Source organism: Streptomyces fradiae ATCC 10745 = DSM 40063 (genome assembly GCF_008704425.1).
Taxonomy (GTDB): Bacteria; Actinomycetota; Actinomycetes; order Streptomycetales; family Streptomycetaceae; genus Streptomyces; species Streptomyces fradiae.
In genome coordinates this window covers 1,264,497-1,279,346 of record NZ_CP023696.1, presented here as the reverse complement: position 1 = coordinate 1,279,346, position 14,850 = coordinate 1,264,497, and the positions used below count along the sequence as shown (strand labels likewise).

Below are 14,850 nucleotides of genomic sequence, written 5' to 3'. Positions count from 1 at the left end.
GCCGGCCCGGTCACCCGGCCGGCGTGCCGGGGACGTACGTCCCGAAGCTCCAGACGTTCCCCTCGGCGTCGCGCGCCATGTAGTCCCGCGCGCCGTAGTCCTGGTCGGTCGGCGGCATCAGCACCTCGACGCCGTGCTCCACGGCCCGCGCGTGGTGCGCGTCCGGGTCCTCCACGACCACGTACACACCGACCGGCCCGGCGTCCGCCATGAGCTTCGCGTACAAGCTGTCGCCGCCCTTGGTCCCCAGCATCACCGTCCCGTCGCCGTGGGACAGCTCCGCGTGGACGACGAGGCCGTCCTCGTTCTCGTGGACGGCGTCCTTCCGGAAGCCGAACGCCTCCGTCAGCGTCCGGATCGCGGCATGCGCGTCCCGGTACAGGAGCGTGGGGCAGATGCTGGGTCCGGCGGCCATGCCGATCACCTCGGTTCGCTCTGGTACGGAGTGCTGTGACGTGGATCACCCACGCCTCCCAGTCTGGCACCGACCACCGACACCGCCCGCCGACCGCGCCCGAAGGAGTCGCACCGGGCCGCGCTCGGGCCGCGCTCGGGCCGCGCGGACGGCCGGAGCGAGCGCGTCGGGACCGGGTTCGCGACGGCCCTGCGCCGGGGCCGCCGCGGGCCCGCCGAGCGCCGGAAAACCAGTTGCACGGGCCCGTTAGACTGGCCCCCATGGCCATTCTCCCTGCGCATTAGACGGTGCCGACGCCACCGCAGCCGCCGTCCGCCCGTCGTCCCCCCGCCCTGGAGTCTGTCCGTGATCACCGCCACCGGCCTTGAGCTGCGCGCCGGAGCCCGCGTCCTCATCGAATCCGCCTCGTTCCGCATCACCAGGGGCGACCGCATCGGCCTCGTCGGCCGCAACGGCGCCGGCAAGACCACCCTCACCAAGTGCCTCGCGGGCGAGGGCATCCCCGCCTCCGGCACCATCACCCGCTCCGGCCAGGTCGGCTACCTGCCGCAGGACCCCCGCACCGGCGACCTCGACGTCCTCGCCCGCGACCGGATCCTCTCCGCCCGCGGCCTCGACGTGCTGATCCGCAAGATGCGGCTCAACGAGGAGCGCATCGCGGGCGGCAAGGGCGCCACCCGCGAGAAGGCCCTCAAGCAGTACGAGCGCCAGGAGACCGAGTTCCTCACCAAGGGCGGTTACGCGGCCGAGGCCGAGGCGGCCACCATCGCCGCCGCCCTCGGCCTGCCCGACCGCGTCCTCGGCCAGCCCCTGCACACCCTCTCCGGCGGCCAGCGCCGCCGCATCGAGCTGGCCCGCATCCTGTTCTCCGACGCGGACACGCTGCTCCTGGACGAGCCGACCAACCACCTCGACGCCGACTCGATCACCTGGCTGCGCGACTACCTCAAGTCCTACCGCGGCGGCTTCGTCGTCATCTCCCACGACGTCGACCTGGTCGAGACGGTCGTCAACAAGGTCTTCTACCTGGACGCCAACCGCTCGGTGATCGACATCTACAACATGGGCTGGAAGCTCTACCAGCGCCAGCGCGAGGACGACGAGAAGCGCCGCCGCCGCGAGCGGCAGAACGCCGAGAAGAAGGCCGCCGCGCTCAACGCCCAGGCAGACAAGATGCGCGCCAAGGCCACCAAGACGGTCGCCGCGCAGAACATGGCCCGCCGCGCCGAGAAGCTGCTCTCCGGACTGGAGGAGACCCGCCAGTCCGACAAGGTCGCCAAGCTCCGCTTCCCCGAGCCCGCGCCCTGCGGCAGGACGCCGCTGACCGCGGAGGGGCTGTCCAAGTCCTACGGCTCGCTGGAGATCTTCACGGACGTGAGCCTCGCCATCGACAAGGGCTCCCGCGTCGTCATCCTCGGCCTCAACGGCGCCGGCAAGACGACCCTGCTGCGGCTGCTGGCGGGCGTGGAGAAGCCCGACACCGGCGAGGTCACCCCGGGCCACGGCCTGAAGCTCGGCTACTACGCCCAGGAGCACGAGACGCTCGACCCGGACCGCACGGTGCTGGAGAACATGCGCTCGGCCGCGCCCGACCTGGACCTGGTGGAGGTCCGCAAGGTCCTCGGCTCGTTCCTGTTCTCCGGCGACGACGTGGACAAGCCGGCCGGGGTCCTCTCCGGCGGCGAGAAGACCCGTCTCGCGCTGGCCACCCTCGTCGTCTCCTCGGCGAACGTCCTCCTCCTCGACGAGCCGACGAACAACCTCGACCCGGCGAGCCGCGAGGAGATCCTCGGCGCGCTGCGCACCTACAAGGGCGCGGTGGTGCTGGTCACGCACGACGAGGGCGCCGTCGACGCGCTCCAGCCGGAGCGGATCATCCTCCTTCCGGACGGGGTCGAGGACCTGTGGGGAGCGGACTACGCGGACCTGGTCTCGCTCGCCTGACCGCTCCTGATCATGTCCTCCTGGATCGTTCGGCCTAGCCGTGATCCTTCATCTGAGTGAGCGGATCTCGTACCGCGGCGTGGCACCGGGTGCTCCCCCGGCCCCGGCGCCCCGCCGCGCACGTCCCTTCCGTACCGCGCTGACCTGGTACTTCACCGCCGGACGGGCTTCTCGCCCGCCTTGTCCGGCGTCCGCGCCGACGCCGCGCGGGGAAACCCGCGTCCAGATCCCTCGTCGAATCACTGGCCATGTGGCTCCGGAGGGGTGATCATGAGAAGTCCAGAGCGCACTTCCCATGAGGAGGCACGGGTGGCCGAGACTCTGAAGAAGGGCAGCCGGGTGACCGGCGCCGCGCGCGAGAAGCTCGCGGCAGACCTGAAGAAGAAGTACGACGACGGCGTGAGCATCCGCGCCCTGGCCGAGGAGACCGGCCGGTCCTACGGATTCGTCCACCGGATGCTCACCGAGTCCGGAGTCGTGTTGCGCGGACGCGGTGGAGCGACCCGCGGCAAGAAGGCCCCCTCGGCCTGATCGCCGCGCGCGGGTCGCGAGGCGTCCCGGCGGTTCCGGCGGTGCCGTCCGGCCGGTCCCGGCCGTGGTCCACCACGGTCAGGCGGTCGACCGGATGGTTACTGTGCAGTAATTTGTGGGTCGGCGCGGCCGCACGGCCGCGCCGACCGACCGCTGCACCGGATCCGGAGGCGTCCCATGACCTCGCTCGACCCTGCCCTCGTCGTGCTCGACAAGGACGGTGTACGTCTCACCGTCGAGGACGCCGTCGCCACGGTGACCCTCACCAACCCGGCGAAGCGCAACGTCCAGTCGCCCGCCCTGTGGCGGGCCCTCACCGAGGCGGGGCGCGCCCTGCCGGGCTCCGTGCGGGTCGTCGTGCTGCGCGGGGAGGGCAGGTCGTTCTCCGCCGGGCTCGACCGGCAGGCGTTCACGCCGGAGGGGTTCGACGGCGAGCCGTCCTTCCTCGACATGGCGCGCGGCTCCGACGAGGACCTCGACGCGCTCATCGCCGAGTACCAGGAGGCGTTCACCTGGTGGCGCCGCAACGACATCGTGTCGATCGCGGCCGTCCAGGGCCACGCTATCGGTGCCGGCTTCCAGCTCGCCCTCGCCTGCGACCTGCGGGTCGTCGCCGAGGACGTGCAGTTCGCGATGCGCGAGACCAGCCTGGGCCTCGTGCCCGACCTGACCGGCACGCACCCCCTGGTCGCCGCCGTCGGCTACGCCCGCGCCCTGGAGATCTGCGCCACCGGGCGCTTCGTCCACGCCGAGGAGGCCGAGCGCGTCGGCCTGGCCAACCTCGTGGTGCCCGGCGGCGAGCTGGACGCGGCCGTGCGGGACCTGGCCGCCGCGCTGCTGGCCGCGCCGCGCGACGCGGTCGTGGAGACCAAGACCCTGCTGCGGGGCGCCGCCGGGCGTACGTACGAGGAGCAGCGCGCCGCCGAGCGGGCCGCGCAGACCCGTCGCCTGCGGGACCTGGCCGGCCTCTCCGACTGACCGGGGCGCCCGGCGGACCGCCCACCCCCGTGCGGGGGCGGCGGCCCGCCGGTCCCGTACCGGGGCGGTGGTCCGCCGCGGGTCAGAAGCCCCGGCGGGCCCCGCCGTCCACCGGCAGCATCACACCCGTCAGGTACGACGCGGCAGGGGAGAGCAGGAACGCCGCCGTCGTGCCGAACTCCTCGGGCGTGCCGTAGCGGCGCAGCGGGATGCGGGACTCGTTGGCGGCCCGCGCCGCCGACGCGTCGCCCGACAGGGCGTCCAGCTCCCGCACCCGGTCGGTGTCGATGCGCGAGGGCAGCAGCCCCACGACGCGGATGCCGCGCGGCCCGACCTCGTCGGCCAGCGACTTGGCGAACCCGGCCAGGCCGGGGCGCAGGCCGTTGGAGATGGTCAGCCCCGCGATCGGCTCGTGCACCGAGGCGGACAGCACGAAGCCGATGACCCCGCCCTCGGTGAGCGAGGCCGCCGCGGCGCGCGCCATGCGCACGGCGCCCATGAACACCGAGTCGAACGCCGCCCGCCACTGCTCGTCGGTGTTGTCGGCGGCCCAGCCCGGCGCCGGTCCGCCGACGCTGACCAGCACGCCGTCGAAGCCACCGAAGTTCGACCGGGCGGCCGCGATCAGCGTCTCCGCGGCCTGCGGGTCGGCGTTGTCCGCGGCCACCCCGACGGCGGCCGGGCCCAGCTCCGTGGCCGCGTCCTCCACCGCCTCCGGGTCGCGCGCCGACAGGACGACCTTCGCGCCCTCCGCCACCAGGGCCTTCGCCGCCGCGTGCCCGAGCCCGCGGGACGCGCCCGTCACCACGTACACGCGGTCCTTCAGTCCGAGATCCATGCGCCTATCCTGCCGGGTCGTCGGCCGCCAGCGCGAGGGCGGTCGCCACCAGCCCGACGTGGCTGAAGGCCTGCGGGAAGTTGCCGAGCTGGCGCCGTGACACCGGGTCGTACTCCTCCGCCAGCAGCCCCACGTCGTTGCGCACCTCCAGCAGCCGCTCGAACAGCTCCCGCGCCTCGTGCTCGCGGCCCATCATGCGCAGCGCGTCCGCCAGCCAGAAGGAGCAGGCGAGGAACGTCCCCTCGCCGCCCGGCAGCCCGTCGACCGCGATCCCGTCCGTGCTGTACCGGCGGATGAAGCCCCGGTGGCCCAGCTCCGCCCGCACCGCCTCCACCGTGCCGACCACGCGCGGGTCGTCCGGCGGGAGGAAGCCCACCCGGGGGATCATCAGCACCGCCGCGTCCAGCTCCGCCGAGCCGTACGACTGGGTGAACGTGTTGCGGACCGGGTCGTAGCCCCGCTCGCACACCTCCCGGTGCACCTCGTCGCGCATCGCCTTCCACCGGGCCGCGTCCCCCGGCAGCGACGGGTCCCGTTCCAGGGTGCGCACCGCCCGGTCGGCGGCCACCCACGCCATCACCTTGGAGTGGACGAAGTGCCGGCGCGGCCCGCGCACCTCCCACAGGCCCTCGTCCGGCTGGCGCCACGTGGACTCCAGGAACCCCAGCAGGCTCAGCTGCACCGCCCACGCCTGCCGCTGCGGCGGCATGCCGACCTCGCGCGCCAGCGCCAGGGAGTCCATCACCTCGCCGTACACGTCGAGCTGGAGCTGCTGCACGGCGGCGTTGCCGATCCGCACCGGGCTGGCACCCCCGTAGCCGCGCAGCCACGGCACCTCCGCCTCCGGGAGCCGCCGCTCGCCCGCCAGGCCGTACATGATCTGGAGGTCCGCGGGGTCGCCCGCGACGGCTCTGAGCAGCCAGTCGCGCCAGGAGGCCGCCTCGTCCAGGTACCCGGCCGACAGCAGCGCCCGCAGGGTCAGCGTCGAGTCGCGCAGCCAGCAGTAGCGGTAGTCCCAGTTCCGCACGCCCCCCAGCTCCTCGGGCAGGGAGGTGGTCGGGGCGGCGACCATCCCGCCGGTCGGCGCGTAGGTGAGGGCCTTGAGGGTGACCAGGGAGCGCATCACCGCGTCCCGGTAGGGCCCCTCGTACGTGCACTGCGCCGCCCAGGCCTTCCAGTCCTCCAGGGTGTGCTCCAGCGCCATGTACGGGTCCACCAGCGGCGGGCGCGGCTCGTGCGAGGGGTGCCAGGTGAGGCAGAACGCGACCTTCTCGCCCGCGTCGACCGTGAACGACGAGCACGTGCTGTACTGCTGGCCCCACGTCTTGACGCGCGGTTCGCTGCGCAGCCACACCGAGTCGGGACCGGCCACGGCGACCCGGTGGCCGTCGGCGCGGCGCATCCACGGCACGACCGACCCGTAGTCGAAGCGCAGCCGGAGCACGGAGGACATCTCGACCCGGCCGGTGACGCCCTCCACGATCCGCATCACGTCCGGGGCCCGGTCGCGGTGCGGCATGAAGTCGAGGACGCGGACGGTCCCGGTGCGGGTCTCCCACACGGACTCCAGCACCAGGGAGTCGCCCAGGTAGGCCCGGCGCGCGCAGGTGCGGGCCCCGGCCGGCGCGATCCGCCAGTGGCCGTTGTTCTCGTCGCCCAGGAGCGCGGCGAAGCAGGCGCCGGAGTCGAAGCGGGGCAGGCAGAGCCAGTCGATCGAACCGTCCCTGCCCACGAGAGCGGCGGTCTGCAGATCGCCGATGAGGGCATAGTCCTCGATGCGTTGGGTCACGTTTGGCGTGTTCCCTCAGCGGAGAAGCGCCAATCAACCGTCCGGCCCCCGGCGCCGTGACGTTCGCCGGCGTGCCCGCGTACCACCGGGGCGGGCGGGTGCCGGCGACGGACCGGGGCTACGCGTCGGCGGGTTCGCGGGTGGTCTGCGCGCCCCCGGTGGCGCCGCCCCCGGCCTCGCCGCCCGACGCTCCGCCGCCCGGCGGGGCGGTGTCCGGCGGGGCGGTGTCCGAGGGGCCGTCGTGCGGGGAGCCGTCGGCGCTGGTCGACCCGGAGGCGGCCTGCGCCGCCCGGTCGTGGCGCTCGCGGCGTACGAGGACGACCCAGCCCACCGGGACGCCCGCCGCGAACAGCCACCACTGCACCGCGTACGCCATGTGGGCGCCGATCGAGTCGTGGTCCGGGTCGGGGATCGGCTCGGGGGTGTCCCCGGCCGGTGCGGGCTCCGTCATCTCCAGGTAGCCGCCGAGGACCTCGCGGCCCGTCCGCTCGGCCTGCTGCTCGCTGTTGATCAGCATCACCTGGCGCGGCGGCAGCCCCTGGAGGTCCTTGATGCCGCTGCTGCCGGTCGTCTGGTCGGCCATGAGCCGGCCGGTCACCGTGACCCGGCCCTTCGGGGCGGCCGGTACGTCCGGGTACGCCTTCTGGTCCGGGGCGGCCGGGATCCAGCCGCGGTTGACCAGGACCACCCGGCCGTCGTCGAGGACGAGCGGGGTCAGGACGTGCATGCCGACCCGGTCGTCCGCGTTGGTCCGGCGGCGGACGACGACCTCGTCGGCCGTGTCGAACGTGCCGGTCGCGGTCGCCCGGCGCCAGTAGTCGGAGCGCGGGACCGTGTGGCCGGGGGAGGTGAGCTCGGCCACCGGGACGGGCTTCGCCGCCAGGTTGGCCGCGATCAGCTCGTTCTGGGCGACCCGGCGCTCGTGCCGGTGGAACTGCCAGAAGCCCAGCTCGACCATGACCGGGATCAGGACGAGGGCGAGGAGGGTGAGGATCACCCACTGCCGGGACAACAGGAAGCGGTACACCCCACGACGGTACCCCCGCCGTCGCCGGGCCCCGCCTCCGGGGCTCCCCCGCGCGTGGGGACGACCGTCCGCCGGGGGCGTCCGCCCGGCCCCGCGCGGACCGCGCGGGGCCCTCGGACGGGGTCAGGCCCGGTCGACGATCCCCACCTTGCCCTCCGCGCGGGCGCAGTGGGCGCCGCAGTACCAGCGGCCCTCCGCCTCCACGCCCTGCCCGATGATCTGGACCCGGCAGTGCTCGCAGATGGGCGCCATGCGGTGGATGGCGCAGGCGAAGCAGTCGAAGACGTGCACCGCGCCCTGCGCGTGCACCTCGAACGACATGCCGTACTCGTTTCCGCAGACCTCACAACGTGCCATGCGCCACAGCGTGCGGCGCGCGGTGCGCGCGGCGGCGCACGGCACGCCAGACCGTCACCCGTTCGACCTTCGTTCAGTCCGTTCGACCGGCCACCGGCCACCGGCCACCGGCCACCGGTCGCCGGCCACCGGTCGAACGGCGATCGCCGGGTGGCGGGCCGGTGTGCGGTGGGCGGCGGTGTGCGGTGGGCGCCGGCCCGGCCTGCGCCCCCGGCTCGCGCCCCCACCCCGGCCGGTCAGCCGTCGGCCGGGGCGACGTCCCGCAGCAGATGGGTGAAGGCCACCTCGTCCACCACGGGCGTGCCGAACGCCTTCGCCTTGGCCACCTTCGAGGTCACCGCGTCCGGGTCGTTGCTGACCAGCAGGCTGGTCAGCCGGGAGACGCTCGTCGCGACGTGCAGGCCCGCCTCGACGGCCCGGTCCTCCAGCAGCTCCCGCTCCACGGAGGTGTCACCCGAGAAGGCCACCCGCATGCCCTGCTTGAGTGGTTTGTCCGGCTCGTACCGGCCGGGGTTGGGGTACGGGCACGCCGGACGCCTGCGCGACGGGCGCCAGCCGCCGGACCGGGCACCGGCCTGACGGCCGATCCGGGACGCGCCCCCGCCGGGCGCCGCCGACCACTCGGTGAGCGGCCGGCACTCCAGCAGCGGCAGCCGCACGCCCCGCTTGGCCGCCGCGTGCAGGCTCGGCCGGAACGCCTCGGCCAGCACCCGCGCGTCGTCGAGGGCGTTGTGGGCCTGCCGCTGCCGGACGCCGAAGTGGGCGGCGAGCGACTCCAGCTTCATGTTGGGCAGCGGCAGCGCCAGTTCCCTGGCCAGCGCCATGGTGCACAGCCGCTGCCGCACCGGCGCGGTGCCGCGCGCGCGGGCGTACTCGCGGGCGATCATCGACCAGTCGAAGTACGCGTTGTGCGCCACGAGCACGCGCCCGTCGAGCCGCTCGGCGAACTCGGCGGCCACCTCGGGGAAGAGGGGCGCCCCCTCCAGCACCTCGCTGGTCAGTCCGTGGATCGACACCGGTCCGGGGTCGCGCTCCGGGTTGACCAGCGTGTACCAGTGGTCCTCCACCCGGCCCCGGGCGTCCAGCCGGTACACGGCGGCGGAGACTATCCGGTCGTGCGCGGAGAGCCCGGTGGTCTCCACATCGACGACCGCGTACCCCTGCGGGTAGGCGGGCGGCCACGCTGCTGCTGTCGTACGGTCGTCGAGCATGGTCATTGAGAATAGAGCCCCGCACCGACACCCCCCGCCCCCGGGCATGCCCGGGCGGCGCCCCGCCCGGACCCGCGTGCCGTTTCCGGCCGTCCGCCCGCGCGGGTGAGACGCTCGGCGCGTGACGGAAGCGACGGCGCGCGAGGCGCACGGGGAGCCCCACGGGGACGGGTTCGGGGTGCGGCTCAACTGGCTGCGGGCCGCCGTGCTCGGGGCGAACGACGGCATCGTGTCCACCGCCGGTCTCGTCGTGGGCGTCGCCGGCGCCACCTCGGAGCGCTCCGCCCTGCTGACCGCCGGACTGGCCGGGCTGCTCGCCGGGTCCATGTCGATGGCGGTCGGCGAGTACGTCTCCGTCTCCACGCAGCGGGACTCCGAGAAGGCCGCCCTGGCCCTCGAGCGGCGGGAGCTGCGGGATCAGCCGGAGGCCGAACTCGACGAGCTCACCGACCTGCTGGCCGAGCGCGGGCTCAGCCGGGACGTGGCGCGCGAGGCGGCCGTGCAGCTGACGGAGCGTGACGCGCTGCGGGCCCACGCGCGCGTGGAGCTGGGCATCGACCCGGACGACCTGACCAACCCGTGGCACGCCGCCGGGGCGAGCTTCCTCGCCTTCACGGTCGGCGCCCTGCTGCCGCTGCTCGCCATCGTGGTGCCGCCCGCCCCGGCCCGGCTGTGGGTGACCGTCGTCTCGGTCCTCGCCGCGCTGACGCTGACCGGCTGGTGGAGCGCCCGGCTCGGCGCGGCGCCCACCCGGCCGGCGGTGGTGCGGGTGGTGGGCGGGGGAGCGGTGGCCATGGCGGTGACGTACGGGGTGGGGTCGCTGCTGGGGGCGGCGGGGGTGTAGCGGGGGCGTCGGCCGCGGCCCGGCCCGCGCCGGGGTCGGACGGTCCCGCCGGGGCCCGTTGACAGACCGTCTCGCATACTTGTCGGTAACAACCTCTAGCCCTCGCCCGGCACCCGGCCCTACCGTGCTCGCATGTCGCCGAACCTGCCCGACGCCGTGCTGTGGTCGATCCCCGCCTTCGTGCTGCTCACCGTCGTGGAGATGGTCAGCTACCGGCTCCGTCCCGACGAGCACGCCGCCGGGTACGACGCCAGGGACGCCGCCACCAGCGTCGGCATGGGCCTCGGCAGCATCGGCTTCGACCTCCTGTGGAAGATCCCCGCCGTCGCGCTGTTCACCGCGGTGTACGAGCTCACCCCGGCGCGCGTCCCCGTCACCTGGTGGACGATCCCGCTGATGCTGCTCGCCCAGGACTTCTTCTACTACTGGTCCCACCGCGGCCACCACGTCGTGCGCGTCCTGTGGGCCTGCCACGTCGTCCACCACTCCAGCCGCAGGTTCAACTTCACGACCGCGCTCCGCCAGCCCTGGACCTCGCTGACCGTCTGGCCGTTCTACCTGCCGATGGTCGCCTGCGGGGTGCCTCCGGCCGCCGTGTTCTTCTGCTACTCCGTCAACCTCGTGTACCAGTTCTGGGTGCACACCGAGCGCGTCGGCAAGCTGCCCCGCCCCGTCGAGTACGTCTTCAACACCCCCTCCCACCACCGGGTCCACCACGCCTCCCAGGGCGGCTACCTCGACCGGAACTTCGGGGGCATCCTCATCCTCTGGGACCGGCTGTTCGGCTCCTTCACCGCCGAGGCGGAGCGGCCCGTGTACGGCCTGACCAAGAACATCGACACGTACAACCCGCTGCGCGTCGCGACCCACGAGTACGTCGCCATCGCCCGCGACCTGCGCCGCGCCCGGACCTGGCGGGAGCGCGCCGGCCGGGTCTTCCGGGGGCCGGGCTGGCAGCCCGCGCCGTCCGTCCCGTCCGCGCCGTCCGATCCGCCCGTGCCGTCCGATCCGCCCGCGCCTTCGGGGGCGGAGCCGGGTCGGGCCGGGGCGCGGGAGCGGGCCGCGTGAGCCGCGAGCGCCTGGCCGGGCTCCTGCGGGCGGCCTTCGCCGCGGCCCTCGCCGCCGACCTGCTCGCCCTGCTCGCCGGATCCGCCACCGGCCACCTGTTCGCCAAGCCGCTGCTGATGCCGCTCCTCGCCGCGTACGCGGCCGTGCGCGGCGCGCCCCGGCTGCTGCTCGCCGCGCTGGCCTTCGGCTGGGGCGGCGACGTGTTCCTGCTGGTGGACGCCGAGTGGGCGTTCCTCGCGGGCATGGGCTCCTTCGCCGCCGGGCACGTCTGCTACCTGCTGCTGTTCGGCCGCGCCCGTACGTCCCCGCTCCTCGGCGCCTGCTACGCCGCCGTGCTCGTCGCCGCCGTGGCGCTGCTGTGGCCGTCCCTCCCCGCGGACCTGCGGGTGCCGGTGGCCGGCTACTCGCTGCTGCTCACGGCGACGGCGTACCGGGCGAGCGGCCTCGGCCCGGTCGCGGCGGCGGGCGGCGCGCTGTTCCTGCTGTCCGACACCCTCATCGCGACCGGGGTCGCCGACTGGCCGCAGCCGCCCGTACCCGACTTCTGGATCATGCTGACCTACGGGGCCGCGCAGTACCTGCTGGTGACCGGGGTGCTCAGGCCGTCCAGCGCGGCTCGTCCGCACCCCACCGGCCCGGTGGCCGCGCCCAGTCCGCCGGGCCGCCCTCGTAGCTGACGGGGGAGAGGGCGTGGCGCAGGCGGCCGAGCGGCGCGTCCCGCTCCACCAGCCACGCCCCGGGCTCGTACGGGCGGCCCGGCCGCTCACCGGCCCGCGGCGCCTCGGGCTCCGTGCCGTGCGTCAGCCAGCGGGCGGTCTGCGCCAGCGCGGCCTCCACCCGCCAGGTGCCGCCGCCGCGCCGGCGCTCCGTCAGGGCGCGCAGCACGCCCGCGGCCACCAGGTAGCCGGTGCCGTGGTCGAGCGCCTGCGCCGGGAGGGCGCCCGGCCGCCCCTCGTCGCCCTCCAGCAGGGCGATGCCGGTCGCCGCCTGGACCAGGCTGTCGAAGCCGCGCCGCCCGCCCCACGGCCCGTACGCGCCCCACGCCGACAGCCGCGCGACCACCAGGCCGGGCCGGCGCTCGGCCAGCGCCTCGGGGGCGAGCCCGAACCGGTCGAGGGCGCCGGGCCGGTAGCCGGTCACCACCACGTCGGCGGCGTCCAGCAGTTCGTCGAAGATCCGGCGGTCGGCTCCGTGCGCGAGGTCCAGCAGCGCCGACCGCTTGCCGAGTCCGGTGTCGTTGTGCGCCTCCTGGCTCTCCGGCAGGCCCGGCGCGTCCACCCGCAGCACGTCCGCGCCGAGCAGGGCCAGCGTGCGCGTGGCGACCGGCCCGGCCAGCACCCGCGTCAGGTCCAGCACCCGCACCCCGGCGCACGGCGCCCCGAGCCCGTCCGGACCGAGCCCGTCCGGACCTGATCCGCCCGCCCCGGCCCCCGCCGCCCCGTCGCCGTCCCCGCCCGTCCGCCGCCCCGGCCCCGGCGCGTCGCCCAGCCGCTCCAGCTCCAGCAGCGGCCGCTCCGCCACCAGGGCGCCCTGCTCGGAGGCGTCCCACTCGGCGGCCTCCCGCACGGCGACGGCCAGGCCGCCGGCCGCGTACACGGCGGCCTCCGCCTCCGCCGCTCCCCACCCGGCGAGCGCCCCGGCCACCGCGTCCGCGTCCGACCCGGCCGGCAGCCCGAGCGCGGCGAGCAGACGGGCCTCGTGGTGCGGGTAGTTGGCGTGGGTGCGCACCCATCCGTCGGCCGTGCGCCAGAACCGCGACAGCGGCGCGAACCCGTCCCACCGCCTGCCGTCCAGCGTCGCGAACCGTTCGCTGTGGAAGGCGGTCGCCACCGCCCCGTCGTCCACCCGGACCCGCGGCACCGCCCGCACCCGCCCCGCCCCCGGCCCTCCGGCCCCCGGCCCTCCGGCGCCCGGCCCTCCGGCGCCCGGCCCTTCCGCCCCCGGCCCTCCGGCGCGCTGGGCCGTCGGTCCGGCCGCCGCCCCGCCGGCGACCTCGGCCGCCAGCTCGGCCGCGGCCAGGGCGCACACCGCGACCGCGGCTCGCGCCGACTCCCGTACGGGCAGCCGCGCCGGCAGCGTCCCGGACACCCGCTCGTACGAGACACGCTCCAGCAGCCCGGGATCGGCACCGAGTGCCGCCCAGGCGTGAGTGATGGTCTGGTCCATCCTTCGATCATGGCACCGAGTGCCATGTGTGAGAAGTTCCGGACGTGAAAGAGCCCGGGCGCGGCTCGCGCGCCCGGGCTCTCCCTCCCCGATCAGATCAGCCGTGCGTCACCAGCGCACGGCGTCCAGCGCGTCGACCAGGCCGGTGCCGTAGAAGGCGTTGTACCCCTTGCCGCCCTCGCACACCGCGTCGACCTTGCCGTCGCCGTTGATGTCGTACGGGTTGGTGCACGCCCGCTTGTCGGCCTGCGCGAAGAGCAGCGCCTTCACCATCGCCGGGGTGGCGCGGGGGTGCTTCGACTTGATCAGCGCCACGACGCCCGCCGCGTGCGGCGAGGCCATCGAGGTGCCGGCCTTGTAGTTGTAGCCGCCGTTGACCGTGGTCGACAGGATCCGGCCGTTCACGGCCGGGGCGTCCGGCGTCTGGTACTCGGTCCGGTCACCGCCGGGGGCGGCGATGTCCACGACGCCCAGGCCGTAGTTGGAGTACGACGCCTTCAGGTCCTTGGCGCCGGTCGAGGAGACCGTGACCACGCCGGGCAGCATCGTCGGGACGTCCGGGCACACCTTCGGGTCGATGACCCGCTCGGTGGGCGTGGTGTCGTTCGGGCTCGTGGTGTCCGTGATCGCGTCCGACGCCAGGTCGAACGCCGAGTTGCCGGCCGCCGCGACGTTGACGGCGCCCTTGCGCTCCGCGTACCGGGTCGCCCGCTGCAGCGCCTCGGCCAGGGCGCCCTGGTCCGGGTCGTTCTTGCAGTTGAACATCCACGGGTCGACGTAGTAGCTGTTGTTGGTGACCTCGACGCCGTGCTCGGCCGCCCACATGAAGCCGCAGACGACGGCCTCGGTGTAGAAGAACCCGTCCGGGTTCGACACCTTGATGCCGGACACCTTCACGCCGGGGGCGACACCGGTGACGCCGACGCCGTTCTTCGCGGCGGCGATCGTGCCGGCCACGTGCGTGCCGTGGTCGCTCTCGCCCGGCGCGGGACGCCAGGAGCCCTCGGTCGTGTCGGCCTTGCCGGTCACGCAGTTCGCGGACGCGGCGCGGTCGAAGTTGGGCGCCAGGTCCGGGTGGGTGTCGTCGACACCGGTGTCGATGACCGCGACGGTGACCTTGCTGCTGCCCGTGCTGATCTCGTGCGCCTTGTCCGCCTTGATGGCGGGCAGGCTCCACTGCAGCGGCTCCAGCGGGTCCTGGCCCTCCTCGGCCGCCGCGGCGGCCGAACGGGCCTCCGCCGCGGTGAGCGGCTCGGCGGCCTCGTCCACCTCGGTGGTGGCGAGCGGCGTGAGCGGCGCGGTGCGCGTGGCACCCGCCGACTGCACGCCCCTGACGGCGCGGATGGTCTCCGCGAAGGCCGGGTTCTCGGAGTGGACCACGATGACGCCGATGGCGTCGTACGAGGTCACCACCGTGCCCCCGGCCTCGGATATCGCCTTCTTCACCTTGGCGGTGTGCTTGCCGCCCGCGGTGTTCACCACGTACGACAGGTTCGGGCCGTCCGCGGCGACGGCGGCCGGAACGTCCTCGGCCGGGGCGGCCGACGCCGCACCGACCGGCAGGAAGCCGAGCGAGGCCGTGAGCGCCAGACCGACGGGCAGAGCGAGTGCGCGCCCGCGCCTGGTTCCCAGATGAGCCATGGGTTCTCCACATCATCCGTGTCGTCCGCCCACCTCAGGGT

The 14,850-nt window shown here is 74.7% G+C and carries 14 protein-coding genes; 6 read left to right on the top strand and 8 right to left on the bottom strand.

The genetic code is table 11. From position 1 onward, the window contains the following. Nucleotides 1-10: 10 nt before the first annotated feature. The gene (locus tag CP974_RS05550) at nt 11-415 is read right to left on the bottom strand and encodes a VOC family protein (protein WP_031132728.1); all 405 of its coding nucleotides are present in this window, start codon (nt 413-415) and stop codon (nt 11-13) included. Between the two features lie 345 nt (nt 416-760). Here CP974_RS05550 and CP974_RS05545 point away from each other — a divergent pair, with 345 nt between their 5' ends. From CP974_RS05545 to CP974_RS05535, 3 genes are all read left to right on the top strand, one after another. Further along, entirely contained in the window at nt 761-2,359 is a 1,599-nt protein-coding gene (locus CP974_RS05545) for an ABC-F family ATP-binding cassette domain-containing protein (protein WP_031132726.1), read from the top strand. Nucleotides 2,360-2,668: 309 nt separating this feature from the next. Further along, nucleotides 2,669-2,890 carry a helix-turn-helix domain-containing protein gene (locus tag CP974_RS05540; RefSeq protein WP_031132724.1) on the top strand — a complete coding sequence of 74 codons (222 nt, stop codon included), beginning with the start codon at nt 2,669-2,671 and terminating at the stop codon, nt 2,888-2,890. Nucleotides 2,891-3,067: 177 nt separating this feature from the next. Further along, on the top strand, nt 3,068-3,868 hold the full coding sequence (locus CP974_RS05535; protein WP_031132723.1) for an enoyl-CoA hydratase/isomerase family protein: 801 nt from the start codon (nt 3,068-3,070) through the stop codon (nt 3,866-3,868). Nucleotides 3,869-3,950: 82 nt separating this feature from the next. On the opposite strand, the gene CP974_RS05530 is transcribed toward CP974_RS05535, so the two are convergent. The 5 genes from CP974_RS05530 to CP974_RS05505 form a co-directional block, all read right to left on the bottom strand. Beyond that, nucleotides 3,951-4,706 (bottom strand): SDR family oxidoreductase, encoded by a 756-nt coding sequence (locus tag CP974_RS05530; protein WP_031132721.1) that lies wholly within the window; start codon nt 4,704-4,706, stop codon nt 3,951-3,953. 4 nt (nt 4,707-4,710) lie between these two features. After that, nucleotides 4,711-6,495 carry a glycoside hydrolase family 15 protein gene (locus tag CP974_RS05525; RefSeq protein WP_031132719.1) on the bottom strand — a complete coding sequence of 595 codons (1,785 nt, stop codon included), beginning with the start codon at nt 6,493-6,495 and terminating at the stop codon, nt 4,711-4,713. Nucleotides 6,496-6,613: 118 nt separating this feature from the next. Continuing rightward, nucleotides 6,614-7,522: an SURF1 family cytochrome oxidase biogenesis protein gene (locus tag CP974_RS05520; RefSeq protein WP_078915670.1), complete on the bottom strand. Its 909-nt coding sequence runs from the start codon at nt 7,520-7,522 to the stop codon at nt 6,614-6,616. A gap of 123 nt (nt 7,523-7,645) precedes the next feature. Further along, entirely contained in the window at nt 7,646-7,879 is a 234-nt protein-coding gene (locus CP974_RS05510) for a metallothionein (RefSeq protein ID WP_051839568.1), read from the bottom strand. 236 nt (nt 7,880-8,115) lie between these two features. Continuing rightward, nucleotides 8,116-9,096 (bottom strand): DEDDh family exonuclease, encoded by a 981-nt coding sequence (locus CP974_RS05505; protein WP_031132713.1) that lies wholly within the window; start codon nt 9,094-9,096, stop codon nt 8,116-8,118. Between the two features lie 115 nt (nt 9,097-9,211). Here CP974_RS05505 and CP974_RS05500 point away from each other — a divergent pair, with 115 nt between their 5' ends. The 3 genes from CP974_RS05500 (at nt 9,212) to CP974_RS05490 (ending at nt 11,679) form a co-directional block, all read left to right on the top strand. Continuing rightward, on the top strand, nt 9,212-9,934 hold the full coding sequence (locus CP974_RS05500) for a VIT1/CCC1 transporter family protein (protein WP_031132711.1): 723 nt from the start codon (nt 9,212-9,214) through the stop codon (nt 9,932-9,934). Between the two features lie 132 nt (nt 9,935-10,066). Continuing rightward, nucleotides 10,067-11,002, top strand: coding sequence for a sterol desaturase family protein (locus tag CP974_RS05495; RefSeq protein WP_031132709.1), 936 nt, complete (start codon nt 10,067-10,069; stop codon nt 11,000-11,002). After that, nucleotides 10,999-11,679, top strand: a complete 681-nt coding sequence (locus CP974_RS05490) for a lysoplasmalogenase (RefSeq protein WP_051839565.1) — start codon at nt 10,999-11,001, stop codon at nt 11,677-11,679. The genes CP974_RS05495 and CP974_RS05490 overlap by 4 nt, the downstream gene beginning before the upstream one ends. Here CP974_RS05490 and CP974_RS05485 read toward each other — a convergent pair. Both CP974_RS05485 and CP974_RS05480 read right to left on the bottom strand, forming a co-directional pair. Beyond that, a complete protein-coding gene (locus tag CP974_RS05485) occupies nt 11,600-13,168 on the bottom strand; it encodes a CoA transferase (RefSeq protein WP_223844558.1) in 1,569 nt (522 codons plus the stop codon). The genes CP974_RS05490 and CP974_RS05485 overlap by 80 nt on opposite strands. Nucleotides 13,169-13,276: 108 nt before the next feature. Then, a complete protein-coding gene (locus tag CP974_RS05480; protein WP_031129518.1) occupies nt 13,277-14,809 on the bottom strand; it encodes a S8 family serine peptidase in 1,533 nt (510 codons plus the stop codon). Between the last annotated feature and the right edge of the window lie 41 nt (nt 14,810-14,850).